This is a genomic window from Pseudomonas nitroreducens (assembly GCF_014204515.1).
Taxonomy (GTDB): Bacteria; Pseudomonadota; Gammaproteobacteria; order Pseudomonadales; family Pseudomonadaceae; genus Pseudomonas; species Pseudomonas nitritireducens_A.
Window position 1 is genome coordinate 263,671 of record NZ_JACHLI010000002.1, and the last position, 24,369, is coordinate 288,039.

22 protein-coding genes are annotated in these 24,369 nt (G+C 65.7%); 11 read left to right on the top strand and 11 right to left on the bottom strand.

The features are described 5' to 3' along the window. Positions 1-119: 119 nt before the first annotated feature. The 8 genes from HNP46_RS03975 to zur all read right to left on the bottom strand — a co-directional run bounded on the left by HNP46_RS03975 (position 120) and on the right by zur (position 6,264). Positions 120-575 (bottom strand): BRO-N domain-containing protein, encoded by a 456-nt coding sequence (locus HNP46_RS03975; protein WP_184586206.1) that lies wholly within the window; start codon positions 573-575, stop codon positions 120-122. Positions 576-1,062: 487 nt separating this feature from the next. Beyond that, on the bottom strand, positions 1,063-1,845 hold the full coding sequence (locus HNP46_RS03980) for a MetQ/NlpA family ABC transporter substrate-binding protein (protein WP_184586207.1): 783 nt from the start codon (positions 1,843-1,845) through the stop codon (positions 1,063-1,065). Between the two features lie 41 nt (positions 1,846-1,886). Then, positions 1,887-2,552, bottom strand: a complete 666-nt coding sequence (locus HNP46_RS03985; protein WP_184586208.1) for a methionine ABC transporter permease — start codon at positions 2,550-2,552, stop codon at positions 1,887-1,889. Continuing rightward, positions 2,549-3,559 (bottom strand): methionine ABC transporter ATP-binding protein, encoded by a 1,011-nt coding sequence (locus HNP46_RS03990; protein ID WP_184586209.1) that lies wholly within the window; start codon positions 3,557-3,559, stop codon positions 2,549-2,551. The genes HNP46_RS03985 and HNP46_RS03990 overlap by 4 nt, the downstream gene beginning before the upstream one ends. Before the next feature lie 193 nt (positions 3,560-3,752). After that, on the bottom strand, positions 3,753-4,139 hold the full coding sequence (locus HNP46_RS03995; protein WP_184586210.1) for a hypothetical protein: 387 nt from the start codon (positions 4,137-4,139) through the stop codon (positions 3,753-3,755). A gap of 37 nt (positions 4,140-4,176) precedes the next feature. Next, positions 4,177-4,965 (bottom strand): zinc ABC transporter permease subunit ZnuB, encoded by a 789-nt coding sequence (znuB, locus tag HNP46_RS04000; protein WP_184586211.1) that lies wholly within the window; start codon positions 4,963-4,965, stop codon positions 4,177-4,179. Then, on the bottom strand, positions 4,958-5,758 hold the full coding sequence (gene znuC / locus HNP46_RS04005; RefSeq protein WP_184586212.1) for a zinc ABC transporter ATP-binding protein ZnuC: 801 nt from the start codon (positions 5,756-5,758) through the stop codon (positions 4,958-4,960). The genes znuB and znuC overlap by 8 nt, the downstream gene beginning before the upstream one ends. Continuing rightward, a complete protein-coding gene (gene zur / locus HNP46_RS04010; RefSeq protein WP_184586213.1) occupies positions 5,758-6,264 on the bottom strand; it encodes a zinc uptake transcriptional repressor Zur in 507 nt (168 codons plus the stop codon). Before zur ends, znuC begins: the two co-directional genes overlap by 1 nt. Before the next feature lie 70 nt (positions 6,265-6,334). On the opposite strand from zur, the gene znuA reads away from it, so the two are divergent. The 3 genes from znuA (at position 6,335) to HNP46_RS04025 (ending at position 10,601) form a co-directional block, all read left to right on the top strand. Next, positions 6,335-7,273: a zinc ABC transporter substrate-binding protein ZnuA gene (znuA, locus tag HNP46_RS04015; protein ID WP_184586214.1), complete on the top strand. Its 939-nt coding sequence runs from the start codon at positions 6,335-6,337 to the stop codon at positions 7,271-7,273. Between the two features lie 476 nt (positions 7,274-7,749). Then, the gene (locus HNP46_RS04020; RefSeq protein ID WP_184586215.1) at positions 7,750-9,897 is read left to right on the top strand and encodes an adenosylcobalamin-dependent ribonucleoside-diphosphate reductase; all 2,148 of its coding nucleotides are present in this window, start codon (positions 7,750-7,752) and stop codon (positions 9,895-9,897) included. 17 nt (positions 9,898-9,914) lie between these two features. After that, entirely contained in the window at positions 9,915-10,601 is a 687-nt protein-coding gene (locus tag HNP46_RS04025; RefSeq protein ID WP_184586216.1) for an NrdJb, read from the top strand. Between the two features lie 518 nt (positions 10,602-11,119). Here the strand turns inward: HNP46_RS04025 and HNP46_RS04030 are convergent. Together HNP46_RS04030 and HNP46_RS04035 are read right to left on the bottom strand one after the other, a co-directional pair. Continuing rightward, the gene (locus HNP46_RS04030; RefSeq protein ID WP_184586217.1) at positions 11,120-12,070 is read right to left on the bottom strand and encodes a homoserine kinase; all 951 of its coding nucleotides are present in this window, start codon (positions 12,068-12,070) and stop codon (positions 11,120-11,122) included. Positions 12,071-12,104: 34 nt separating this feature from the next. Further along, entirely contained in the window at positions 12,105-12,392 is a 288-nt protein-coding gene (locus HNP46_RS04035) for a DUF2782 domain-containing protein (RefSeq protein WP_184586218.1), read from the bottom strand. A 74-nt stretch (positions 12,393-12,466) separates the two neighbouring features. On the opposite strand from HNP46_RS04035, the gene polA reads away from it, so the two are divergent. After that, positions 12,467-15,220 carry a DNA polymerase I gene (polA, locus tag HNP46_RS04040; protein ID WP_184586219.1) on the top strand — a complete coding sequence of 918 codons (2,754 nt, stop codon included), beginning with the start codon at positions 12,467-12,469 and terminating at the stop codon, positions 15,218-15,220. A 277-nt stretch (positions 15,221-15,497) separates the two neighbouring features. Here polA and yihA read toward each other — a convergent pair whose 3' ends face one another. Further along, positions 15,498-16,160, bottom strand: coding sequence for a ribosome biogenesis GTP-binding protein YihA/YsxC (yihA, locus tag HNP46_RS04045; RefSeq protein WP_184586220.1), 663 nt, complete (start codon positions 16,158-16,160; stop codon positions 15,498-15,500). A 180-nt stretch (positions 16,161-16,340) separates the two neighbouring features. Between yihA and HNP46_RS04050 the strand changes: the two genes are divergently transcribed. The 7 genes from HNP46_RS04050 (at position 16,341) to glmS (ending at position 23,899) form a co-directional block, all read left to right on the top strand. Then, a complete protein-coding gene (locus HNP46_RS04050; protein WP_138213303.1) occupies positions 16,341-16,631 on the top strand; it encodes a c-type cytochrome in 291 nt (96 codons plus the stop codon). 45 nt (positions 16,632-16,676) lie between these two features. Then, on the top strand, positions 16,677-17,282 hold the full coding sequence (locus HNP46_RS04055; RefSeq protein ID WP_184586221.1) for a c-type cytochrome: 606 nt from the start codon (positions 16,677-16,679) through the stop codon (positions 17,280-17,282). Positions 17,283-17,465: 183 nt separating this feature from the next. Continuing rightward, positions 17,466-18,107 carry a thiol:disulfide interchange protein DsbA/DsbL gene (locus HNP46_RS04060; protein ID WP_184586222.1) on the top strand — a complete coding sequence of 214 codons (642 nt, stop codon included), beginning with the start codon at positions 17,466-17,468 and terminating at the stop codon, positions 18,105-18,107. 12 nt (positions 18,108-18,119) lie between these two features. After that, positions 18,120-18,992 (top strand): endonuclease/exonuclease/phosphatase family protein, encoded by an 873-nt coding sequence (locus tag HNP46_RS04065; RefSeq protein WP_184586223.1) that lies wholly within the window; start codon positions 18,120-18,122, stop codon positions 18,990-18,992. Next, the gene (locus HNP46_RS04070; protein WP_184586224.1) at positions 18,989-21,031 is read left to right on the top strand and encodes a GGDEF domain-containing protein; all 2,043 of its coding nucleotides are present in this window, start codon (positions 18,989-18,991) and stop codon (positions 21,029-21,031) included. The genes HNP46_RS04065 and HNP46_RS04070 overlap by 4 nt, the downstream gene beginning before the upstream one ends. 246 nt (positions 21,032-21,277) lie before the next feature. Further along, positions 21,278-22,048 (top strand): DeoR/GlpR family DNA-binding transcription regulator, encoded by a 771-nt coding sequence (locus tag HNP46_RS04075; RefSeq protein WP_184586225.1) that lies wholly within the window; start codon positions 21,278-21,280, stop codon positions 22,046-22,048. Between the two features lie 15 nt (positions 22,049-22,063). Then, entirely contained in the window at positions 22,064-23,899 is a 1,836-nt protein-coding gene (gene glmS / locus HNP46_RS04080; RefSeq protein WP_184586226.1) for a glutamine--fructose-6-phosphate transaminase (isomerizing), read from the top strand. The last annotated feature ends 470 nt before the right edge of the window (positions 23,900-24,369 follow it).

Sequence of the window (24,369 nt, forward strand, 5' to 3'; positions counted from 1 at the left end):
TCCGTGAAAATCCGATGCCTTTGTGGCATGGAAAATATGCAGGGAAGGTTGGCGAAAAAATCGCCAGAAGGCCCGTGATAGGGCGAACCCAGGCAGCTTCGCTGGGTTCGCGGGGGAAGTCAGAGGTGTGCGGCCACCAGCCGGGGCATGTCTTCCCAGGGCATCCAGAGATCGCCTTGCCAGCTCAGCAGCGTCAGTCGTTGGGAGTGCCAGGTCATCAGCACCCTCCTGGGATGCATGCTGTCCTCGCCGACTTGGTCGCGCAGTACCGGGATAACCTCTCTGGTCAGCCAGAGGTCGAGGGTCTGGACCTCGGGGTGGCCGAAACGCACGAGCGCCTTGTACAGCGCCGCCTCGCTGAGCATTTCGATGACCTCCTCCTTGCCGCTGACGTACTGCAGGCGGACGCTGCGTACTTCGTGGGCCAAGAAGCGGTGGTGGAAGGATTGCGGGTAATGCACCACCAGCAGGCGCGCCAGGTCGTAGGCGGAAAACCACGGCTGCTGATCGATCAGGACTGCGCGCAGGGTGCGGTGGTGGCGTTTGAAGAAGGTGGGGGTGTAGGTCTCTTGCATGTGGAAGGCTCCTTTTCGGAAGTGAGCCCGCCTTGGCTCGCTGTCAATCGAGTGGGGGCGGAACGCGCGGGGTTGACAGACCGGGAAAAGGAACCGGCAGACCAATAGGCCTCCCCGCGCGCTCCACCATCTAGCGTTGCAGATTTTCTGCGTGCGGGGGCCTGCAAAAACGTACGCCGTTTTCACATGCACCTACTGGCGCTGAAGCGCCCTTTCTGCGGGCTGTCAAACCCGACCACGGGCATTGCCGTGGTGGCCGAAAAGTAAGTGTCTGAACTTGTTGCGCCTAGTCGGCGGCTTCCGGCGTACCTGTAGGAGCGAGCTTGCTCGCGAACCGTGTTTGCCGGTGACGCCTGGGCTGGGCGGGTTCGCGAGCAAGCTCGCTCCTACGAAAAGCAGAAACCTCTAAAGCTGAAAAGCAGAGAGCCAGAAACGAAAAAGCCCGGTCATTCGACCGGGCTTTTCCTGAGCGTCAGCGTCGCGGCAATCAGAACGCCGGCACCACGGCACCCTTGTACTTCTCGAGGATGAACTGCTTCACCTCGGGGCTGTGCAGGGCGGCGGCCAGCTTCTGCATGGCGGCGCTGTCCTTGTTGTCCGGGCGGGCCACCAGGATGTTCACGTAGGGCGAGTCGGCGCCTTCGATGGCCAGGGCGTCCTTGGTGGGGTTCAGCTTGGCTTCCAGGGCGTAGTTGGTGTTGATCAGGGCCAGATCGACCTGGGTCAGCACGCGCGGCAGGGTGGCCGCTTCCAGCTCACGCACCTTGATGTTCTTCGGATTCTCGACGATGTCTTTCGGGGTGGCGGTGATCGACTTGTTGTCCTTGAGCTTGATCACGCCGACCTTGTCCAGCAGCAGCAGGGCGCGGCCGCCGTTGGTGGCGTCGTTGGGAATCACCACGGTGGCGCCGGCGGGCAACTCGTCGAGCTTCTTGAACTTGGTGGAGTAGGCGCCCAGCGGCTCGATGTGCACGCCGGTGACGGCGATCAGGCTGGTGCCCTTGGTCTTGTTGAACTCATCCAGGTACGGCTGGTGCTGGAAGAAGTTGGCGTCCAGGCGCTTCTCGGCGACCTGGGTGTTGGGCTGCACGTAGTCGGTGAATTCCTTCACCTTCAGCTCAACCCCTTCCTTGGCCAGGATGGGTTTGACGAAGTTGAGGATCTCGGCGTGCGGCACCGGGGTGGCGGCGACGGTCAGGGTGTCGGCGGCCTGGGCCAGCGGGGCGCCGATGACGGCGGCGGCAGCGAACGCGGCGAACAGTTTCTTCATGCTTGGCTCCTTGGTCGGCCCGCGTCCGGCGGGCCCTGTGGTTATTTGCGCGAGTAGTGGACCACCAGCTTGTCGCCGACGGTCTGCAGGATCTGGACGAGGACCACCAGCATCACCACGGTGAGCAGCATCACGTCGTCCTGGAAGCGTTGGTAGCCGTAGCGGATCGCCAGGTCGCCGAGGCCGCCGGCGCCGACCACGCCGGCCATCGCGGTGTAGGACACCAGGGTGATGGCGGTGACGGTGATGGCGGCGATGATGCCCGGGCGGGCTTCGGGCAGCAGGGCGTTCCAGATGATCTGGCGGGTGCTGGCGCCCATCGCCTGGGTGGCTTCGATGATGCCCTTGTCCACCTCGCGCAGCGCGGTTTCCACCAGGCGCGCGAAGAACGGCGTGGCCCCCACCACCAGCGGCGGGATGGCCCCGGCGACGCCCAGCGAAGTGCCGACGAGGATCACCGTGAGCGGGATCAGCACGATCAGCAGGATGATGAACGGCAGCGAGCGCAGCACGTTGACGATGAACGCCAGCACGCCGTAGACGCCGCGGTTGGCGAACATCTGCCGCGGCCCGGTGAGGAACAGCAGCACGCCCAGCGGCAGGCCGAGGATGACGGTGAACAGCAGCGAACCGCCAAGCATCCAGAAGGTGTCGAGGCTGGCCTGGAGGATTTCCGACCAGTCGATATTCACAAAAAAGTCGCTCATGCGCGCAGCACCTCCACATGGACTTCGGCGGCATTGAGCTGGGTCATCGCGGCTTCGATGTCACCGCCCACCAGGGACAGGGTGAGCTGGCCGTAGGGCTGGTCCTTGATGCGGTCGATACGCCCGGCCAGGATGCTGTAGTCGACGCCGGTCTGGCGCGCGACGGTGCCCAGCAGCGGTGCATAGGTCGCCTCGCCGCGGAAGGTCAGGCGCAGGATGCGGCCCGGCACGTGGGCGAAGTCGTCGTGCTGTTCTTCTTCATCCACGCGCTCGGCCTCGAAGACGAAGCGGCGGGTGGTTTCGTGCTGCGGATGGAGGAACACGTCGGCGACCTCGCCCTGTTCGACGATGCGCCCGGCATCCATGACCGCGACCTGGTCGCAGACGCGGCGGATCACGTCCATTTCGTGGGTGATCAGCACGATGGTCAGCTTCAGCTCCCGGTTGATTTCCGCCAGCAGCTGCAGGACCTGGCCGGTGGTCTGCGGGTCGAGGGCGCTGGTGGCCTCGTCGCAGAGCAGGATGGTCGGCCGGCAGGCCAGGGCGCGGGCGATGCCGACGCGCTGCTTCTGGCCACCGGAAAGCTGTGCCGGGTACTTGCGGGCGTGCTCCTGGAGGCCGACGCGCTGCAGCAGTTCGTCCACCCGCGCGCTGATTTCGGCGGCGCTGAAGGTCCCGGCGAGCTTCATCGGCATGGCGATGTTATCGGCGACGGTCTTGGAGGCCAGCAGGTTGAAGTGCTGGAAGATCATCCCGACGCGCTGGCGGAAGCGGCGCAGGCCGTCGGCGTCGAGGGCGGTGATGTCTTCGCCGTCGATGACGATGCGTCCGCCGCTGGGTTCTTCCAAGCGGTTGATCAGGCGCAGCAGGGTGCTCTTGCCGGCGCCGGAATGGCCGATCAGGCCGAAGACCTGGCCGCCCTCGATGGACAGGCGGGTCGGCTGCAGGGCCGGGATATCGCGTCCGGCGACGCGATAGGTCTTGTGGACGTCGTGGAATTCGATCACGTAGCGAACCTTGTGGGTACGGGGAGGCGCCGCTCGCCGCCTGGGCCGTCGGATCAACAGGCGTCGGCAACGAGCGTAGGCGGTCAGCCAAAACCGCGCATTTTAACCTGCTTTTTTATGGCTGATTAATCTTTGTTCAGCTAAGCACGGAACAAAAGGAAATAACGAGCGCCGCGAACGGGCGCCCGTGGGCTCAGGGCGTGCAGGTCGGCTGGGTCGCCGGAGCGGGCACCGGGGCGGGCTTCTGCAGGCCGCTGACGTCGGCGGCGACGCCGGGGGCGCGCGGCATCAGCGAACGGGCACGGGTCAGGGCGGTGGTGGCGCCGTTGACGTCGCCCTTGGCCAGGGCTTCGCGGCTGCGCTCCAGGTAGGCGTCGGCCAGGCGCTTGCGGCGCTCGGCGAGCTGGGTGGCGTCTTCCTGTTCGGAGCCCAGCGCAAGCTGCGCGGATTCCAGACGGCCGGCGGCCAGTTCGGTCTCGAACGCGCTGCTGCTGGGCGGATGGCTCGCGGTGCTCTGGCAGGCCGCCAGGGCCAGCGCCATGGCCATCAGCGCGCACAGGCGGATGACGAATGACTTCATGCGTCGGGGTCTCTTTTGATCAAAAAATCGCCAGATTCTACACCGTCCGGCGTGGCAGGACAAAGCTCAGCAGGAACAGGGCCGCCGCGCTGACCACGATGGAGGGGCCGGCAGGGGTGTCCTTGAACCAGGACAGCGAGAGCCCGGCGCATACCGCCACCAGGCCGATCAGGCTGGCGCCGAAGGCCATCTGTTCCGGGCTGCGCGCATGTCGCTGGGCGGCGGCGGCGGGGATGATCAGCAGCGAGGTGATCAGCAGCACGCCGACGATCTTCATGGCCACGGCGATGACGATGGCGATCAGCAGCATCAGCGCCAGGCGGATGGCGGTGACCGGCAGGCCTTCGACCCGCGCCAGCTCCTCGTGCACGGTGATCGCCAGCAGCGGCCGCCACAGCCAGCAGATCAGCCCCAGCACCAGCGCGCTGCCGGCGATGATCCACATCAGATCGTTCTGGCTGACCGCGAGCAGGTCGCCGAACAGGTAGGCCATCAGGTCGACGCGCACTTCCTTCATGAAGCTCAGGGTCACCAGGCCCAGCGACAGCGTGCTGTGGGCGAGGATGCCCAGCAGGGTGTCGGCAGCCAGCGGCTGGCGCTGTTGCAGGGTGACCAGCAACACGGCGAGCAACACGCAACCGACGGTTACCGCCAGAGTCGGGCTGACGTCCAGCAGGAAGCCCAGGGCCACGCCGAGCAGGGCGGCGTGGGACAGGGTGTCGCCGAAATAGGCCATGCGTCGCCAGACGACGAACGAACCCAGGGGCCCGGCGACCACCGCCAGGGCCAGCCCGGCGAGGAGGGCGTTGAGCAGGAAATCAGCCATGGTTGCAGTCGGGGCCGTGCTGGTGGACCGGAGTGAAGCGGGTGCCGGCCGGGAAGGCGGGTTTCACCACCTCGCCGTGCAGGTCGTGGGAATGGTCGTGGTGGTGGTGATAGACCGCCAGGCTGCGGGCGTCCTGGCCGAACAGCTCGACGAAGGCCGGGTCGCCGCTGACCTGTTCCGGATGGCCGGAGCAGCAGACGTGACGGTTCAGGCAGACCACCTTGTCGGTGGCGCTCATCACCAGGTGCAGGTCGTGAGAGACCATCAGCACGCCGCAACCCAGGCGGTCGCGCAGACGGCCGATCAGACGGTACAGCTCGGCCTGCCCGGCGACGTCGACGCCCTGTACGGGCTCATCGAGCACCAGCAGTTCCGGCTTGCGCAGCAGGGCGCGGGCCAGCAGCACGCGTTGCAGTTCGCCGCCGGAGACACTCTGCAGCGGCTTGTCGATCACGTGCGCCGCGCCGACTTCCTTCAGTGCGTCGAGCGCCTGGGTGCGCTGCACGCCGGGGACCAGACGCAGGAAGCGGAAGACGGTCAGCGGCAGGGTCGGGTCGACGTGGAGCTTCTGCGGCATGTAGCCGATCGACAGCTTCGGCTGGCGCCAGACGCTGCCGGTGTCGGGCTTGAGCAGGCCGAGCACGCTGCGCACCAGGGTCGTCTTGCCGGCGCCGTTGGGGCCGATCAGGGTGACGATCTCGCCGGGGGCGATGGTCAGGTCGACGTTCTGCAGCACCGCCTGGCCGCCATAGCTGACGCCGACGCCTTGCAGGCGGATCAGGGCGTCGCTCATCAGGCTTCCTGCTTGGCGGGAGCGCAGGCGCCGCAGAGGCCGACGATCTCGACGGTCTGGCTTTCCACGGCGAAGCCGACGCCCCTGGCGCCGGCGACGATGGCCTCGCTGATGGCCGGTTGCTCCAGCTCGATGGCGGTGTGGCAGGCGCGGCAGATCAGGAACTGACCTTCATGGGCGTGTTCGGGGTGGGCGCAGCCGATGAAGGCGTTGAGCGAGGCGATGCGATGCACCAGGCCGTTTTCCAGGAGGAAGTCGAGGGCACGGTAGACCGTCGGCGGTGCCGCCTTGCGGCCGTCTTCCTCGCTCAGCACGGCGAGGATGTCGTAGGCGCCCAGCGGTTTGTGGCTCGCCCAGACCAGCTCCAGCACGCGCCGGCGCAGCTCGGTCAGGCGTACGCCCTGACGCGCGCACAGCGCGTCGGCGTCAGCCAGGGCGCTGGCCACGCAGTTGGCGTGGTCGTGCGGGCGGCAGGCGAGGGGAGTCTTGGGGGCGATCTTGTACATGCGCGGCGACGCTCGGGTTCAGAGACGTTATTATATTACTCTGTCATGTCCCCCCTGTGTGAGTGCCGCCGTGTCCTTCCGTCCCGTCGCCCTGCTGACTGCCGCCTGCGCGCTGCTGCTCAGCCTTCCCGTGCGCGCCGAGGTCAGCGTGCTGACCAGCATCAAGCCGCTGCAACTGATCGCCGCCGCCATCCAGGACGGCGAGGGCACGCCGGACGTCCTGTTGCCGCCGGGCGCCTCGCCGCACAGCTATTCGCTGCGCCCCTCCGACATCCGCCGGGTGCGCGATGCGCAGCTGTTCTACTGGGTCGGCGCGGACCTGGAGAACTTCCTGCCCAAGGTGCTGGAAAGCCGCAAGGGACCCAGCGTGGCGGTGCAGGACCAGGCCGGCATGCACCTGCGCAAGTTCGCTGACTTCAGCGAGTCGAACCATCCCGAGCATGACGATGACCACGATGATGTCGGGCACGATCATGACCACCGCCCCGGCATGATCGACGCGCACTTCTGGCTGCTGCCAGCCAACGCCCAGGTGATTGCCGCACGCATGGCCGAGGACCTGGCCATCGCCGACCCGGCCAACGCCAGCCGCTACCAGGCCAACCTGAAGGCCTTCGACGAGCGCATGGAAACCCTGGATGCGCGCCTGAAACAGCGCATCGACCCGCTCAAGGGCAAGCCGTTCTTCGTCTTCCACGAGGCCTTCGACTATTTCGAAGAGGCCTACGGCCTGCGTCATGCGGGGGTCTTCGCCGTCTCCGCCGACGTGCAGCCGGGCGCCCGCCACGTCGCCGCCATGCGTGCGCAACTGCAGAAGGCCGGCCCGTCCTGCATCTTCAGCGAACCGCCGATCCGCCCGCGCCTGGCCGACACCCTGAGCCAGGGTCTGCCGGTGCGCCTGGCCGAGCTGGATGACCTGGGCGTGGGCGTGAAGGTGGATGCCCAGGGTTATGAGAATCTGCTGGGCAATCTGGCGGATGAGTTTGCCGGGTGTCTGGAGAAGCTCTGAGTCGGCCCGCTGCTGCAGCTTCCCGATCCGATCGTAGGGCGAATAACGCCTCTGGCGTTATCCGCCGCCGGATTTCGGCTGGCGGATAAAGCGTTCCGCTTTATGCGCCCTACTTTGCTGACATTTCCATCCCATGACTGTCGTAGGAGCGGACTCTGTCCGCGATGGCTTCCGCTCGGTGCTGGGTCAATCGCGGACGGAGTCCGCTCCTACGTTTCCCCTTGAAGCTCCGTATCCGCCGCGCCCGATCGCCGCACCCCTCTATCTGAAATTTCCTTCTCTTTCCTCCCCCAATTCCCCGCCAATCGTCGGCTTTCAGCATCTTTGACGGCGTTCGCCGTTCAATTGTCTATGGTGTCTAGTTGGGGTTGCCTGACACAAGATATTGATGGTCGTCAGGAATTCATGCCTACATATGGGGTCTACTCGCGCTCCATTTGCGCCTGCCACCCAACCGACAGGAGGTTATTTCCCGGATGGCCAAGACCGATGCGCGCCAACGCGGCGCCGACCAAGGAATGCTTGCCCTGCAGCCTGCCTCCCAGGACATCTGGGACAGCAAGTACCGCCTCAAGCACAAGAGCGGCAAACCCATCGACGGCAGCGTCGACGAGACCTGGCAGCGCGTCGCCCGCGCCCTGGCCGACGTCGAGGGCGACAAGGCCCTGCGCGAACACTGGTACGAGCGCTTCCTCTGGGCCCTGCGCAATGGCGCCATCCCGGCCGGGCGGATCATCTCCAACGCCGGTGCCCAGGGGCACAAGCCGGCCACTTCGACCATCAACTGCACCGTCTCCGGGATCATCCGCGACTCCATGGACGACATCCTGGAGAAGGTCCACGAGGCCGGCCTGACGCTCAAGGCCGGCTGCGGCATCGGCTATGAGTTCAGCACCCTGCGCCCGCGCGGCGCCTACGTCTCCGGCGCTGGCGCGCACACCAGCGGGCCGCTGTCGTTCATGGATATCTACGACAAGATGTGCTTCACCGTCAGCTCCGCCGGGGGGCGGCGTGGCGCGCAGATGGGCACCTTCGACGTCAGCCATCCGGACGTGCGCGAGTTCATCCGCGCCAAGCGCGAGGACGGCCGCCTGCGCCAGTTCAACCTCAGCCTGCTGATCACCGACGGCTTCATGAACGCCGTGGAGGACGACGAGGACTGGCCGCTGGTGTTCCCGATCCACCAGAAGGAGCGCAACGAAGTCGACCTGAAGAACGCCGAGGAGGTGGTCTGGCGCGACTGGCCGCTACACGACGAGTACCTGGTGGGCGATGACGGCCGCGTGGCCTGCAAGGTTTACGGGCGGGTCAAGGCGCGGCACCTGTGGGACATGATCATGGTCTCCACCTACGACTACGCCGAGCCCGGCTTCATCCTCATCGACCGGGTCAACGAGATGAACAACAACTGGTGGTGCGAGGCGATCCGCGCCACCAACCCCTGCGGCGAGCAGCCGCTGCCACCCTACGGCTCCTGCCTGCTGGGCTCGGTGAACCTGACCACCTTCGTGGTCGATGCCTTCGGCGACAACGCGCGCTTCGACTGGGAGCGCTACCGCGAAGTGGTGCGGGTGTTCACCCGCATGCTCGACAACGTGGTGGAGATCAACGGCCTGCCGCTGGAACAGCAGCGCGCAGAAATCCTCGGCAAGCGCCGCCACGGCATGGGCTTCCTTGGCCTCGGTTCAGCGCTGACCCTGCTCAAGCTGCGCTATGGCAGCCCGGAAGCCTGCGTGTTCACCGAAGAAGTGGCGCGCGAGATGGCCCTGGTCGGCTGGGAAGTGGCGCTGGAGCTGTCCCGCGAGAAAGGTCCGGCGCCGGCGCTGGTGAAGGACTACGAAGTCACTGCCGAGATGCTGCGCAAGCGTCCGGAAATGAAGGCCGATGGCCTCAAGGTCGGCGACAAGGTGGCCGGCCGCGTGCTGCACGCCAAGTACTCGCGCTACATGCAGCGCGTCGCCGAGCATGCACCGCAACTGATCGAGGAACTGGCCGAGCACGGCGCGCGCTTCACTCACCACAGCTCCATTGCGCCCACCGGCACCATCAGCCTGAGCCTGGCGAACAACGCCTCCAATGGCATCGAGCCGAGCTTCGCCCACCACTATTCGCGCAACCTGATCCGCCCTGGGCGCAAGACCAAGGAAAAGATCTCGGTGTTCAGCTACGAACTGCTGGCCTACCGCGACCAGGTGGACAACCACGCCGTGCCGGGTGCCGAAGAAGAGAAGCATCGTCTGCCGGACTACTTCATCACCGCCGACGACATCACCCCGCAGCAGCACGTGGACATCCAGGCCGCCGCGCAGAAATGGATCGACTCGTCGATCTCCAAGACCGCCAACGTGCCTACCGACTACCCGTTCGAGGACTTCAAGGACATCTATCGCTATGCATGGCGCCAGGGCCTGAAGGGCTGCACCACCTTCCGCTTCAACCCGGCGGCCTTCCAGGGCGTGCTGGTCAAGGAATCGGATCTGGAGAAGACGCTGTATCGCTTCGAACTGGAAGACGGCAGCGTGGTGGAGCTCAAGGGTAACGAGGAAGTGGAATACGACGGCGAGATGCATACTGCTGCCAACCTCTTCGACGCCCTGAAAGAAGGCTATTACGGCAAGTACTGATACCCCTGGAGAATGCTATGAGCGTCAAGATCAACCAGAAGATCAAAGGCTTCCAGGTGGTGGACGTGGCCGAAGAGAAGGCCCGCACCGAAGCCGCCGCGGCCGCCGCCGTGGTGAAGATGGACGAGACCCTGCAGCGCCCCGAGCTGCTGGTGGGCGCCACCTACAAGATCAAGTCGCCGCTGTTCGAGCACGCCCTGTACGTGACCATCAACGACGTGGTGCTCAACCCGGACACCCCGTACGAGCAGCGCCGGCCCTTCGAGATCTTCATCAACTCGAAGAACATGGACCACTTCCAGTGGATCGTCGCGCTCACCCGGATCATGTCCGCGGTGTTCCGCAAGGGCGGCGACTGCACCTTCCTGGTGGAAGAGATGAAGGCGGTGTTCGACCCGCGCGGTGGCTATCTGAAACGCGGCGGCATCTATATGCCGTCAATCGTCGCCGAGATCGGCGCGGTGATCGAACGCCACATGGTCGCCATCGGCCTGATGGAAGGCCCGCAGCTGGACCAGGAGCAGCGCCTCTACCTCGCCGAAAAGCGCGCTGCCTACGAGGCGGCCCAGGGCACCAACAAGGCCGAACCCGGCGAAGGCTTCCCCGCTGGCGCCCAACTGTGCGGCAAGTGCAACACCATGGCCGTGGTGCAGATGGATGGCTGCGCCACCTGCCTGAACTGCGGCCATTCGAAATGTGGGTGAGCCCGCTCAAAACGCATGCGTTTTGAAGGGCGAACGACTGGCCAAGGATGGCCAGGCCGGGGCTGACCTTGAGCAGAGAAGTGGCGGCAGGGATGCCGGCTCCGATTTGGATCTTTACGCCCGCATATGTCGCGCCGGCGAACGACTGGCCAAGGATGGCCAGGCCGGGGCTGACTTGAGCAGAGGAGCTGCGGCAGGGATGCCGGCTCCGGGTTAGATATTCACTCCACTCGCATCACACTGATTTCCCCGTAGGAGCAACCGTCTTCTTCTGAAAGTCAGTGTGACCACATTCCCTCACCCCAACCCTCTCCCTGAGGGAGAGGGAGCTGTCCATACCGGCTAACGCCATGGCCTCAACCTGCACCGAACAGTCCCCTCTCCCGCTTGCGGGAGAGGGTTAGGGTGAGGGGCTTTTGATCTTGTAGGAGCGGATTTATCCGCGATCCGGCCGTGAGGCCGGGGGCGACCCTATCGCGGACGGAGTCCGCTCCTACGCAGAGTCGTCGCTGCGCCAATCACAGCGCAAACGGCAAATGAATCCCCACCACCTGCCGCTGCGCCAGGCGCCGTTCGAACTCGCTCGGGTCGTGGATCAGCACGTCCTGCCCGGCAAACGCCTCGGCGGCGATCAGGCGTGACAGCCAGAAGCGCACGCAGGCCACCCGCAACATCGCTGGCCACAGCTCGGCCTCCAACGCGGTGAACGGCCGCTTGGCCGCATAAGCCGCCAGCAAGGCGCGGGCGCGCGGGGCGTCGAGGGCGCCGTCGTCGGTCGAGCACCAGTCGTTCACGGTGATCGCCAGGTCGTAGAGCATCCAGCCGGAGCTGGCATTGTAGAAGTCGATCACCCCGGCCAGGTGCGGGCCGTCGAACAGCACGTTGTCGCGGAACAGGTCGGCGTGCAGGTTGGCGCGCGGCAGCGCCGGTTGCTCGGCAAGCAGTCGGGCGATTTCTTTCAGCGAATTACCCAGCAGATCGGCGGCCGTGCCAGCAAGGTGCGACTGCATCTTCCCGCCTTCCTCCAGCATCCAGCCCAGGCCTCGGTCGCTGGGGCGCTCGATGATCCGCTCGCGGGTCGCCAGGTGCAGGCGTGCCAGCAGGTTGCCGACTTCCTGGCAGTGGTGGTTGTTCGGCGAACGCTCATGCCGGCCAGCCAGGCGCGGCTGCAGCAGTGCCGGCTTGCCTTCGAGCTGGCGCAGGGCTTCGCCGCCCTGGGTGCGTAGGGCATAGGGCACCGGCAGGTCGGCTTCGTGGAGCACGTCGAGCAGTTCGATGAAGAACGGCATCTCCTGCACCGGGCCGCGCTCCACCAGGGTCAGGACGAATTCGCCCTGTTCCAGGCTGACGAAGAAGTTGCTGTTCTCCGAACCTTCCGCGATGCCGCGGAAATCCCGCAGCCGGCCGAGGCCATAGGGGGCGAGGAAGTCTTCGAGAACCGGACGTTCCAGAGGGGTGAATACCGACATGCTCAATCCTCTGGAGCGTCGTGGTGGGGAAGGTTTACCAGCTGAATATCTGCCACTGCGGGATCAGCTTGTCGGGCTGGTCGGAGCGGATGAAGTTGCCGTCGCTGCCGTCCTGGCGCACCAGGAAGTACGGCTTGCCATGCTTGGGCACGACCTTGATGGCGTAGAGGAAACCGTTCACGCGGTATTCCTGGATGGTCTTGTCGCCTTCCTGGCGGATGGTCACATCCGGTTCCGGCGTCGGGGCATCGTCCGCCGCCATCACGGTGGTTGCACCAAGACCCAGCAGAGCGGCGAGCAACAGGCGGTTCAACGTACGCATGATAACCTTGTCCCTTTGTCGAATTGGCTACGGACATTTTAGCCCGAGCCCTTCTGAAAAGGTTGATTCCCCTCATGAGCCAAGCACCCCTCGTCCTCGTGGACGGCTCGTCCTACCTTTATCGCGCTTTCCATGCCCTGCCGCCGCTGATGACCTCCTCCGGCATGCCCACGGGAGCGGTCAAGGGCGTGCTGAACATGCTCAAGAGCCTGCGCAAGCAGTACCCGGACAGCCCTTTCGCAGTGGTGTTCGATGCCAAGGGCGGGACCTTCCGCGACGAGATGTTCGCCGAGTACAAGGCCAACCGTCCTTCGATGCCGGACGACCTGCGGGTGCAGGTGGAGCCGCTGCACGCCACGGTGCGCGCCCTTGGCCTGCCGCTGCTGTGCGTGGAAGGCGTGGAAGCGGACGACGTGATCGGCACCCTGGCCCGGCAGAGTGCAGCCGGCGGCCGGGCGGTGGTGATCTCCACCGGTGACAAGGACATGGCGCAACTGGTCGACGGGCACATTACGCTGGTCAACACGATGACCGGTAGCGTGCTCGATGTGGATGGCGTTAAGGAGAAATTCGGTGTCGGTCCTGAGCTGATCATCGATTACCTGGCGCTGATGGGCGACAAGGTCGACAACATTCCCGGCGTACCCGGTGTTGGCGAAAAGACCGCGCTGGGCCTGCTTACCGGCGTCGGTGGTGGCCTGGATGTGCTCTACGCCAGCCTGAACAAGGTGCCCGAACTGCCGATCCGCGGCGCCAAGGGCCTGCCGGCCAAGCTCGAAGAACACAAGGACATGGCCTACCTGTCCTACCAGCTCGCCACCATCAAGTGCGATGTCGAACTGAATATCGAGATCGACGCCCTGCACCCCGGTGAGCCGGACCGCGAAGCCCTGACCGAGCTGTATCGCACCCTCGAATTCAAGACCGGGCTGGACGACCTCCAGCGCCAGGCAGCCAAGGCCGGCAGCCCGCAGCTGGCGCTGGAAGAGGCGCCGGCTGCTGCCGAGGCCGAGAAGAGCTACGAGATTGTCCTGGAACAAGCGCAGTTCGATGCCTGGCTGAAGAAGCTGGAAGCCGCCGAGCTGATCGCCTTCGATACCGAGACCACCAGCCTCGATCCGCAGCAGGCGCAGGTGGTGGGCGTGTCCTTCGCCGTGAAAGAGGGCGAGGCCGCCTATGTGCCGCTGGCTCACAGCTATATGGGCGTACCGGCGCAGCTGGACCGCGACGCTGTGCTCAAGGCCCTCAAGCCGCTGCTGGAGGACCCGAAGAAGCGCAAGGTCGGCCAGCACGCCAAGTACGACATGAACGTCCTGGCCAACGCCTCGACACCCATCGCCGTGCAGGGCATTGCCTTCGACACCATGCTCGAATCCTACGTGCTGGACTCCACCGCGACCCGCCACGACATGGACAGCCTGGCGCTCAAGTACCTGGGCCACAGCACCATTCGCTTCGAGGACATCGCCGGCAAGGGTGCCAAGCAACTGACCTTCGACCAGATCGCCCTGGAGCAGGCCGGCCCCTACGCCGCCGAAGATGCCGACGTGACCCTGCGCCTGCACCAGACCCTGTGGCAGAAGCTGGAAGCCATCCCGTCGCTGGCCAAGGTCCTCACCGAGATCGAGATGCCGCTGGTGCCGGTGCTGGCGCGCATCGAGCGCAACGGCGCACTGGTCGACGCCAACCTGCTGGGCAAGCAGAGCGTCGAGCTGGGCGAGAAGATGGTCGAGCTGCAGCGCCAGGCCTTCGACCTGGCAGGTGAGGAGTTCAACCTCGGCTCGCCCAAGCAGCTGGGCGCCATCCTTTATGAAAAGCTCGGCCTGCCGGTGCTGTCCAAGACCGCCACCGGCCAGCCGTCCACCGCCGAGAACGTCCTCGCCGAGCTGGCCGAGCAGGACTACGAGCTGCCCAAGGTGATCATGCAGTACCGCTCCATGAGCAAGCTCAAGAGCACCTACACCGACAAGCTGCCGGAGCAGATCAACCCGCGCACCGGGCGCATCCACACCAGCTACCACCAGGCCGTGGCGGCGACCGGCCGGCTGTCCTCCAGCGACCCGAACCTGCAGAACATCCCGATCCGCACCGCCGAGGGCCGCCGCATCCGCCAGGCTTTCGTCGCGCCCAAGGGCTACCAGCTGCTGGCGGCGGACTACTCGCAGATCGAACTGCGCATCATGGCCCACCTGGCCAAGGACGAAGGCCTGCTGGACGCCTTCCGCCATGACCGCGACGTACACCGCGCCACCGCCGCCGAAGTCTTCGGCGTGCCGCTGGACGAGGTCACCGGCGATCAGCGCCGCAGCGCCAAGGCGATCAACTTCGGCCTGATCTACGGCATGAGCGCCTTCGGCCTGGCCAAGCAGATCGGCGTCGAGCGCAAGGAAGCCCAGGCCTACATCGACCGCTACTTCGCCCGTTACCCGGGCGTGCTGGCCTACATGGAGCGCACCCGCGCCCAGGCTGCTGAGCAGGGCTTCGTCGAGACCCTGTTCGGCCGTCGCCTGTACCTGCCGGAAATCGCCTCGAAGAACGGCGCCATGCGCAAGGCCGCCGAGCGCACCGCGATCAACGCGCCGATGCAGGGCACGGCTGCGGACATCATGAAGCGCGCCATGGTGGCTGTGGATAACTGGCTGCAGGAAAGCGGCATCGATGCCCGCGTCATCCTCCAGGTGCACGACGAACTGGTGCTGGAGGTGCGCGAAGACCTGGTCGACCAGGTCCGTGATGGCATTCGGCCGCTGATGAGCGACGCGGCGCAGCTGGACGTGCCGCTGGTCGTCGAAGCCGGTGTGGGAGCGAACTGGGACGAGGCCCACTGATCGACTGGACGAACGGTCGGAGGGCCCGCTGGACGGGCCTTCCGGCAAGCCTGAAGGGGTACTTTCGGGCCTTCCACAAAAAATCTTTTGTGACCCGCTGAACTTCACCTCGGGAGCCGAGTCAGAACTCGTGAATGGCTGGTGAAGCCCTTCGATGCTCCTTTGCAGTGTTTAGTGTTGGCAGATTACTGGACCCCGCCCTAGCGGTCCGGACTTAAACCCCGAACTTCCCCCTCCCCATACGAAGCTCGGGGTTTTTTTTGCCTGCGATTTGGCCTCAGGCCTCCTCGCCGGCTTCCTCTTCTTCCTCGTCCAGCAGCCCCAGCCAGCCGGCCAGGACCAGTTGCGCCTCTTCCACGCCCTGGCGCTTGGGTGCCGAGAACAGCTGCAGGGTGGCGACATCGCCCCAGCCGTCGAGGATCTCCTTGCGGGTCTTGAGCAGCGCGTTCTTCGCCGCGCCATAGGCCAGCTTGTCGGCCTTGGTCAGCAGCACGTGGATCGGCAGCTGGCTGGCCTGCGCCCAGTCGAGCATCAGGCGGTCGAAATCGGTCAGCGGGTGACGGATATCCATCATCAGCACGACGCCGGCTAGCGCATTGCGGCTGGAGAGATAAGCTTCCAGGTGCTGCTGCCAGTGCAGCTTCAGCGGGATCGGCACCTTGGCGTAACCGTAGCCGGGCAGGTCGACCAGGCGGCGTTCGTCATCCAGGCGAAAGAAGTTCAGCAACTGGGTGCGGCCGGGGGTCTTGGAGGTCCGTGCCAGGTTCGCGTGGGTCAGCGCATTCAGCGCGCTGGACTTGCCCGCGTTGGATCGGCCGGCGAAGGCGACTTCCAGGCCGGAATCCTCCGGGCACTGGTTCACCTTGGCGGCGGAAATGAGGAAAGTGGCCTGCTGGCAGAGGCCGAGAATGGGGTTTTTCGCAGTGTTCTTCGAGGACATGGGTAACTTCGCGGCGGGTGCGACGCGGTGTCGCGGGGGGCGGTTTCGTTTCCGTTTGGGCATCTGAAGTATATAATGCCGCGGATTTTGTGTGCGCTTTATCCCCCAGGGTCGAGCCACACGGGAACGTTGGAGTCCGCGCAATCAAGAACGTGGATGTTCCCTGCGATGAGGACAATCATGAAGAAACTGCTGTTCGCAGCCATCGTTGCCGCGCTGGCATCCAGCGCCCTGGCGGCCCAGGATCCGGAAGCCGTTTTCAACAGAGCCTGTGGCGCCTGCCACAATGGTCAGTTGCCAATGGCGCCGAAGAAGGGCGACGCCGCCGCTTGGAAGCCACGCCTGGACAAGGGCATGGACACGCTGGTGCAACATGTGACCACCGGTTTCAACGCGATGCCGCCTCGCGGCCTGTGCACCGACTGCAGCGCCGAGGATTACCAGACAATTATCCAGTGGATGTCGAAGTAACCTCCGGCCTTACTCTTTCACCCTTAGCCGTTATTGGATTAGCTGATGAACAAATTGATCGTGAGTCTGCTGTTGACCCTGGGTCTTGTCGGTGTGGCGAACGCCGCGGGCGATGCCAAGGCCGGTCAGGCGAAAGCTGCTGTCTGTGGTGCCTGCCACGGTGCCGATGGCAACAGCATGGCGCCCAACTTCCCGAAACTGGCCGGGCAGGGTGAGCGTTACCTGCTCAAGCAGATGCACGACATCAAGGACGGCAAGCGTACCGTGCTGGAAATGACCGGCCTGCTGACCAACCTCAGCGACGAGGACCTGGCCGACATCGCCGCCTACTTCTCCAGCCAGAACGGCAGCATCGGCGCCGCCGATCCCAAGCTGGTCGCCCAGGGCGAAGCCCTGTTCCGCGGCGGCAAGCTCGCCGAAGGCATGCCGGCCTGCACCGGTTGCCACAACCCCAGCGGCCTGGGCAATGCCGAAGCCGGCTTCCCGCACCTGGGTGGCCAGCACGCGGCCTACACCGCCAAGCAGCTGACCGCCTTCCGCGAGGGCGAGCGCACCAACGACGGCGACGCGATGATCATGCGCAGCATCGCCGCCAAGCTGTCCAACAAGGACATCGCTGCGATCTCCAGCTACATCGAAGGCCTGCACTAAGCAGCCTGGCGCGGGCGGAAACGCCAAAGCGACAATTTGCTTCGAAAAAAGGGTGGCTTCGGCCACCCTTTTTTGCATCCGCCCCCACTACAATGCTCCGAACTGTGTCTGGCCTTTCCGGTCAAACCGCTTCATCCCGCTGCGCCATGGGCGCGGCGGTTCCGCTCAGCCAAGGAGTGAACCATGCGTAACCTGATTTTCACCGCCGCGCTTGCCTTCGCCGGCCTGTTCGCCTTCAACGCGAACGCAGCCGATTTCGAAGCGGGCAAGAACTACACCGAGCTGAGCCAGGCCGTACCGGTCTCCCAGCCCGGCAAGATCGAGGTGGTGGAGCTGTTCTGGTACGGTTGCCCGCACTGCTATGCCTTCGAACCGACCATCAACCCGTGGATCGAGAAGCTGCCCGCCGACGTGCACTTCGTGCGCATTCCGGCCATGTTCGGCGGTATCTGGGACATCCACGGCCAGCTGTTCCTGACCCTGGAATCCATGGGCGTGGAGAAGAAGGTCCACCACGCGATCTTCGAGAAGCTGCACAGCAACCCGAAGGGCCTGACCACTCCGGATGAGATGGCTGATTTCGTCGCCGAACAGGGCATCGACAAGGCCAAGTTCCTCAGCACCTACAACTCCTTCGCCATCAAGGGCCAGCTCGAGAAGGCCAAGAAACTGGCGATGGCCTACCAGGTCAGCGGCGTGCCGACCATGGTGGTCAATGGCAAGTACCGCTTCGACATCGGTTCGGCCGGCAGCCCGGACGAGGCGCTGCAGCTGGCCGACCAGCTGATCGCCAAGGAACGCGCCGACGCCAAGGCCGCGCAGTAAGGGCCGACGACGATGCTGCGCCGGCGTACCCGTGATCGTGTCGCAGGAGCCTGCGTTCCGCGGGTGAATGCGACTCACGGCACGCCTGCCGGGCTGCCCGACGACGGCCGGCTGCGCCTGCTCAGCTTCAATATCCAGGTTGGCATCAGTACCGAAAGGTACCGCCACTACCTGACCCGCGGCTGGCAGCACCTGCTGCCGGCTGCCGGGCGCGCCGGCAACCTGCAGCGCATCGGCGAGCTGCTCCAGGACTACGATGTAGTCGCCCTGCAGGAAGCCGACGGCGGCAGCATCCGCTCCGGCAACATCAACCAGGTCGAACACCTGGCCCATCTCGGTGCCTTCCCGTACTGGTACCAGCAGCTCAACCGCAACCTCGGGCGCCTTGCCCAACACAGCAATGGCCTGCTCAGCCGCCTGCAGCCCAGCGCCCTGGAAGACCACCCGCTGCCCGGCCCGCCCGGACGCGGCGCGATCCTCATGCGCTTCGGCGAAGGCAAGGACGCACTGGCGGTGGTGATGATGCACCTGGCCCTCGGCGCGCGCACCCGCACCCGCCAGCTCGCCTACATCCGCGAGCTGCTGCAGGATTATCGCCACCACGTGCTGATGGGCGACATGAACACCCACGCCACCGACCTGCTGGAAAGCTCGCCGCTGCGCGACCTCCAGCTCATCGCCCCGCAGGTCGAGGCCACCTTCCCCAGCTGGCGCCCGCAGCGCTGCCTGGACCACATCCTGCTCAGTTCCGAGCTGGCGCTGGAACGCGTCAGTGTCCTCCCGCACCCGATTTCCGACCACCTGCCGGTGGCCGTGGAAATCCGCCTGCCGGATGCCCTGCGTTCGTCCTCGTCGCTCGTCTTGCGCGGCGAGGCCCCTGAATGAGTCGCGACGACGACCAACGCTGGAAACAGAAGTACCTCGACAGCCTCGAACAGCAGGAAAAGCTCGAGCGCCGCTGGGATGCCCGCGTCGACCTGTTGCGCCGCGGCCTGGTGCGCAGCAGCCTGGCGGCCGAAGGCAGCGACAAGGCGGTGGACGCCTGCATGGCCGAGCTGCGCGAAGTGCTGCGTCGCGACGACATGGACGCCGGCCTGTCGCGGCTGATTCCACAGCTGGAGAAGGCCGTGCTCGACTCCGAGCAGCGCCGCCAGCAGCGCATCGAACAGAACATCGCCGCCCTCAGCCAGCTGTCCCAGCAACTGCTGACGCTGGACCTGCCGGGCGACGTGCGCAAACCGCTCAAGCGCCTGGCCAAGGACATCCCCAGCCGCGCCAGCACCTCCCGTGAACTGCCGGTGCTGCTCAGCGAGCTGAGCCGCCTGCAGCGCCAGGTGATCGAGCATTTCGGTGACGCCGCAGCGGAGCAGCGCCCCGGCTTCCTCCAGCGGCTGTTCGGCAGCCGCGACAACGCAGCCGCCGACCCGGCCGCTGCCGTGGCGGAAGCGGCCGAGACTGCTGCGCCAGCCCCGGCACCTGCCCAGGAGCCAGCGCCCGAGGCGCCCGCCCGTGTGGCAGCCGAGGCGCCTGCGCCTGTCCCGATAGCCCCGGTTATCCCTGTGCCCGCGCTTGCCGAGGCCGATTCCGCCGAGACTGTGCCCGAGCCGCTGGCCGAGGCGCCCGCGGCCATCGCCCAGCGGGTGGCCAGCGCACCGTCGCCGTCCATCGCCGCCCTGCAGCCGGTGGTGCTGGCCGACCCGGCGGTCGAGCCGGTCGCCCTGCCGACAGCGGTCGGGGAAGCCTTCACCGCCGGGCCCGCCGATCAACCCGATAGCACCCTGCTCGATAGCCTGCCGGTGCCGCCGGGGCTGTTCGGCAGCGCCGAAGAGGCCAGCCACGCCAGCGATCCCTATGCCCTGCCGCCGCGCCCGGAGCCGGGCTACAGCGCCGTGGCGCCGCACATCGAGGCCAGCCTGCTGCACCTGCTGGACGAAATGAACCTGCCGGCCGCCCAGCAACCCCAGGCCGAAGCCCTGCGCTCGCGCATCCACGGCAGCCTCAACTGGTACGAACTGGTGCCGGTGCTGGACGATCTGGCGGTGCTCGTGCTGTCGCTCAACGACAGCGGCCAGCGTGAGTTCGAAGGCTATCTGCACCAGCTCAATGCACGCCTGGGGGCCTTCCTCGACGGCCTGCAGGCGGTGCAGGACAACTATTCCGGCTCCAGTTCCAGCGCCCGCGACCTCGACGATACCCTGCGCGAACAGGTCAGCGGCCTGAAGGACAGCGTGCTGGAGGCTACCGACCTGGAAGGCCTCAAGCGCAATGTCGAGTCGCGCCTGCAGGGGCTGGTCGGCACCATGGACCGCTTCCGCGAAGAGCGCGAGACCCGCGAGCGTGAGGTGGGCGAGCGCATCCAGTCGCTGATGACCCGCGTGTCCAGCATGGAAGAGGAGGCCCGGACCTTCCAGGCCAATATCGAGGACCAGCGCCAGAAGGCCATGACCGACGCGCTGACCGGCCTGCCCAACCGCGCGGCCCTGAGCGAACGCCTGGAGCTGGAGGTTTCGCGCTGGCAGCGTTATGGCGGCGATCTGTTGCTGGCGGTGATCGACGTCGACCACTTCAAACGGATCAACGACGGCTTCGGCCACCTGGCCGGTGACAAGGTACTGAAGATCATCGCTAACGAACTGGCCAAGCGCCTGCGCAAGACCGACTTCATCGCCCGCTACGGCGGCGAGGAGTTCGTCGTGCTGCTGCCGGCAACGCCCCTGGACGGCGGCCGCCAGCTGCTCGACGGGCTGCGCGGGGCCATCGAGGCCTGCCCGTTCCACTTCAAGGGCCAGCGCCTGAGCATCACCTGTTCGGTCGGCCTGACCGCCTTCCGCAACGAGGAAGCCGGCGAGGTCGCCTTCGAGCGGGCCGACCAGGCGCTTTACCGCGCCAAGCGCGGCGGGCGCAACCGCCTGGAAGTCGACTGAAACCAAGATCCGTGCAGGAGCGAGCCTGCTCGCGAACCCCACCACGGCCTGTGCTGATCGCGGCCGAAGTCCGCCCCCGCGGGGTGTGCAGCTCTGCAGGAGCCGACTTCGTCCGCGATGGCCCGATTCGCGAGCAAGCTCGCTCCTGCTAAAAACGACTTCCGTTCATCCTGGAAAATCTTGACGAACGAAACATATTGAGTTTTGATTCGCGCACTTATCTTTCGAATCGAAACTTAATCGTTCATGTCGAAACGAAACACTCCACAACGTCGTCATGACATCCTGGCGCTGCTCGCCGAACAGGGCGAGGTCAGCGTGGACGACCTGGCGCGCCGCTTCGCCACCTCCGAGGTGACTATCCGCAAGGACCTGGCCGCCCTGGAAGGCAATGGCCTGCTGCTGCGCCGCTATGGCGGCGCGGTGCCGATGCCCCATGAGCTGATCGCCGAGCCGAGCCAGCCGCTGTCGCGCTACAAGCAGGCCATCGGCCGGGCGGCGGCCGGCTGCATCCGTGAGCATGCGCGGATCATCATCGACAGCGGCAGCACCACCGCCGCGCTGATCCCCGAGCTGGGCCGCAAGCCCGGCCTGGTGGTGATGACCAATTCCCTGAGCGTGGCCAACGCCCTGCGCGAGCTGGAGCGCGAGCCGGTGCTGCTGATGACCGGCGGCACCTGGGACCCGCACTCGGAGTCGTTCCAGGGCCAGGTGGCCGAGCAGGTATTGCGCTCCTACGATTTCGACCAGTTGTTCATCGGCGCCACCGGGCTGGACCTGGAGCGCGGCACCACCACCTTCAACGAACTGCTGGGCCTGAGTCGGGTCATGGCCGAGGTCGCCCGCGAGGTGATCGTCATGGCCGAGTCCGACAAGCTGGGCCGGCGCATTCCCAACCTGGAGCTGCCCTGGAGCAGCGTCCAGACCCTGATTACCGACGAACGCCTGACTGATGAAGCGTTCGAACTGATCCAGGCGCGCGGCGTGAAAGTGATCCGCGCGCGCTGCGAAGACTGACAGGAGACCCAAGCCATGTGTGGAATCGTAGGCGCCATCGCCGAGCGCAATATCACCCCGATCCTCGTCGAAGGCCTCAAGCGCCTGGAATACCGGGGCTACGACAGCGCCGGCGTGGCGGTGATCGACAACGCCGGCGTACTCGATCGCCGCCGTCGTGCCGGCAAGGTCTCCAGCCTGGAACAGGCCATCGAGGAGCAACCGCTGCTCGGCCGCCTGGGCATCGCCCACACCCGCTGGGCCACTCACGGCGCGCCCACCGAGGCCAACGCCCACCCGCACTTCTCCCATGGCGAAGTGGCGGTGGTGCACAACGGCATCATCGAGAACTTCGAGCCCCTGCGCGAGATGCTCAAGGCGCGCGGCTACGAGTTCACCTCGCAGACCGATACCGAAGTCATCGCCCACCTGCTGCACCTGCGCCTGGGTGAGCTGGGCGACCTGACCGTCGCGCTCAAGGCGGTGGTCAAGGAGCTGCACGGCGCCTACGGCCTGGCGGTGATCAGCAGCAAGCAGCCCGACCGCATCCTCGCCGCCCGCAGCGGCAGCCCGCTGGTCGTGGGCCTGGGCCACGGCGAGAACTTCCTCGCCTCCGACCAGCTGGCGCTGCGCCAGGTCACCGACCGCTTCATCTACCTGGAAGAGGGCGACATCGCCGAAATCCGCCGCGATGGCCTGCGCCTGTGGGACGTCAACGGCAACCCGGTGCAGCGCGAGGAAGTGCGCTACCACGAGGGCGCCGAGGCGGCCGACAAGGGCGGCTATCGCCACTTCATGCTCAAGGAGATCCACGAGCAGCCGGCCGTGGTGCAGCGCACCCTGGAAGGCCGCTTGGGCACCTCCCAGGTGCTGGTGGACAACTTTGGCCCGCAGGCCCGCGAGCTGCTGGGCAAGGTGCGCACCGTGCAGATCGTCGCCTGCGGCACCAGCTACCACGCCGGCATGGTCGCCCGTTACTGGCTGGAAAGCCTGACCGGCATTCCCTGCCAGGTCGAAGTCGCCAGCGAGTTCCGTTACCGCAAGGTAGCGGTGCACCCCGATTCGCTGTTCGTCACCATTTCCCAGTCCGGCGAGACCGCCGATACCCTGGCCGCGCTGCGCTACGCCAAGGAGCTGGGTTTCCTGTCCAGCCTGGCGATCTGCAACGTCGCCACCAGCTCGCTGGTGCGCGAGTCGGACATGACCCTGCTGACCAACGCCGGCCCGGAAATCGGCGTGGCCTCCACCAAGGCCTTCACCACCCAGCTGGTCGCCCTGCTGCTGCTGACGCTGGGCATCGGCCAGGTGCAGAAGCGCCTGGGCGAAGGCGTCGAGGCCGAGCTGGTGAACGAGCTGCGCCGCCTGCCGACCCACCTGGAAGAAGCCCTGTCCATGGACAAGGTGGTGGAGAAGGTCAGCGAGCTGTTCGCCGAGAAGCACCACACCCTGTTCCTCGGCCGTGGCGCGCAGTACCCGGTGGCGATGGAAGGTGCGCTGAAGCTCAAGGAAATCTCCTATATCCACGCCGAAGCCTACCCGGCCGGCGAGCTCAAGCACGGTCCGCTGGCCCTGGTCGACGCCGACATGCCGGTGGTCACCGTGGCGCCGAACAACGAACTGCTGGAGAAGCTCAAGTCCAACCTGCAGGAAGTCCGCGCCCGGGGCGGCGAGCTGGTGGTCTTCGCCGAAGGCGGCAGTGGCATCGCCAATGGCGAGGGCACCCACGTGGTGGGCATGCCGGCGATCCACGACTGCCTGGCGCCGATCCTCTACACCGTGCCGCTGCAGCTGCTGTCCTACTACGTCGCCGTGCTCAAGGGCACCGACGTCGACCAGCCGCGCAACCTGGCGAAGTCGGTGACCGTGGAATAATCGCGGGCGCACATGAAGAAAGGTCCCTGCGGGGGCCTTTTTTCGTTTCTGGGCTTGGGCACTGAAATGAAGCGGCGAGGGGAAGATCAACATTCCCCCGGTGCCTGCACGTCCGGGGGTGTGGACGGGGCACCGAGGCCAGGCGGCAGAGGCCGCTACACGAGGGGAATGGAAATCGACCTTGTCTTGTGGACAAGGTCGGGCTCCGGCCCTGCGAGGGGTACCTGACAAGTCTCCCGCAGGGCGGGGAGCGGGGCCAACGATAGAAGGTGGCTAGTGGCCGGTCAATCGGAAACGACAAACGCGCGTTCACAAGTGTCCGATATTCGAACCGAAAGGACCGGCCAACCCCACGGATTTCGTTAGCCGGCTATCGGAGATGTCTATACTGTTTCAGATTGTGTCCGTGAAAAATTCCATCGTTGGAGTCACACGCGGGCACGGGACGGCAGAGGGAATTCCGTCCATCG

Bases quoted from the DNA above. Each gene is read 5' to 3' on its own strand.
- HNP46_RS03975 (WP_184586206.1), bottom strand. From the start codon at position 575: ATGCAAGAGACCTACACCCCCACCTTCTTCAAACGCCACCACCGCACC.
- HNP46_RS03995 (WP_184586210.1), bottom strand. From the start codon at position 4,139: ATGAAGTCATTCGTCATCCGCCTGTGCGCGCTGATGGCCATGGCGCTG.
- HNP46_RS04035 (WP_184586218.1), bottom strand. From the start codon at position 12,392: ATGCGTACGTTGAACCGCCTGTTGCTCGCCGCTCTGCTGGGTCTTGGT.
- HNP46_RS04065 (WP_184586223.1), top strand. From the start codon at position 18,120: ATGCTGCGCCGGCGTACCCGTGATCGTGTCGCAGGAGCCTGCGTTCCG.
- HNP46_RS03985 (WP_184586208.1), bottom strand. From the start codon at position 2,552: ATGAGCGACTTTTTTGTGAATATCGACTGGTCGGAAATCCTCCAGGCC.
- znuC (WP_184586212.1), bottom strand. From the start codon at position 5,758: ATGAGCGACGCCCTGATCCGCCTGCAAGGCGTCGGCGTCAGCTATGGC.
- HNP46_RS04075 (WP_184586225.1), top strand. From the start codon at position 21,278: ATGTCGAAACGAAACACTCCACAACGTCGTCATGACATCCTGGCGCTG.
- HNP46_RS04070 (WP_184586224.1), top strand. From the start codon at position 18,989: ATGAGTCGCGACGACGACCAACGCTGGAAACAGAAGTACCTCGACAGC.
- yihA (WP_184586220.1), bottom strand. From the start codon at position 16,160: ATGTCCTCGAAGAACACTGCGAAAAACCCCATTCTCGGCCTCTGCCAG.
- HNP46_RS03980 (WP_184586207.1), bottom strand. From the start codon at position 1,845: ATGAAGAAACTGTTCGCCGCGTTCGCTGCCGCCGCCGTCATCGGCGCC.
- glmS (WP_184586226.1), top strand. From the start codon at position 22,064: ATGTGTGGAATCGTAGGCGCCATCGCCGAGCGCAATATCACCCCGATC.
- HNP46_RS04060 (WP_184586222.1), top strand. From the start codon at position 17,466: ATGCGTAACCTGATTTTCACCGCCGCGCTTGCCTTCGCCGGCCTGTTC.
- znuB (WP_184586211.1), bottom strand. From the start codon at position 4,965: ATGGCTGATTTCCTGCTCAACGCCCTCCTCGCCGGGCTGGCCCTGGCG.
- zur (WP_184586213.1), bottom strand. From the start codon at position 6,264: ATGTACAAGATCGCCCCCAAGACTCCCCTCGCCTGCCGCCCGCACGAC.
- HNP46_RS04020 (WP_184586215.1), top strand. From the start codon at position 7,750: ATGGCCAAGACCGATGCGCGCCAACGCGGCGCCGACCAAGGAATGCTT.
- HNP46_RS04055 (WP_184586221.1), top strand. From the start codon at position 16,677: ATGAACAAATTGATCGTGAGTCTGCTGTTGACCCTGGGTCTTGTCGGT.
- HNP46_RS04025 (WP_184586216.1), top strand. From the start codon at position 9,915: ATGAGCGTCAAGATCAACCAGAAGATCAAAGGCTTCCAGGTGGTGGAC.
- HNP46_RS04050 (WP_138213303.1), top strand. From the start codon at position 16,341: ATGAAGAAACTGCTGTTCGCAGCCATCGTTGCCGCGCTGGCATCCAGC.
- polA (WP_184586219.1), top strand. From the start codon at position 12,467: ATGAGCCAAGCACCCCTCGTCCTCGTGGACGGCTCGTCCTACCTTTAT.
- HNP46_RS04030 (WP_184586217.1), bottom strand. From the start codon at position 12,070: ATGTCGGTATTCACCCCTCTGGAACGTCCGGTTCTCGAAGACTTCCTC.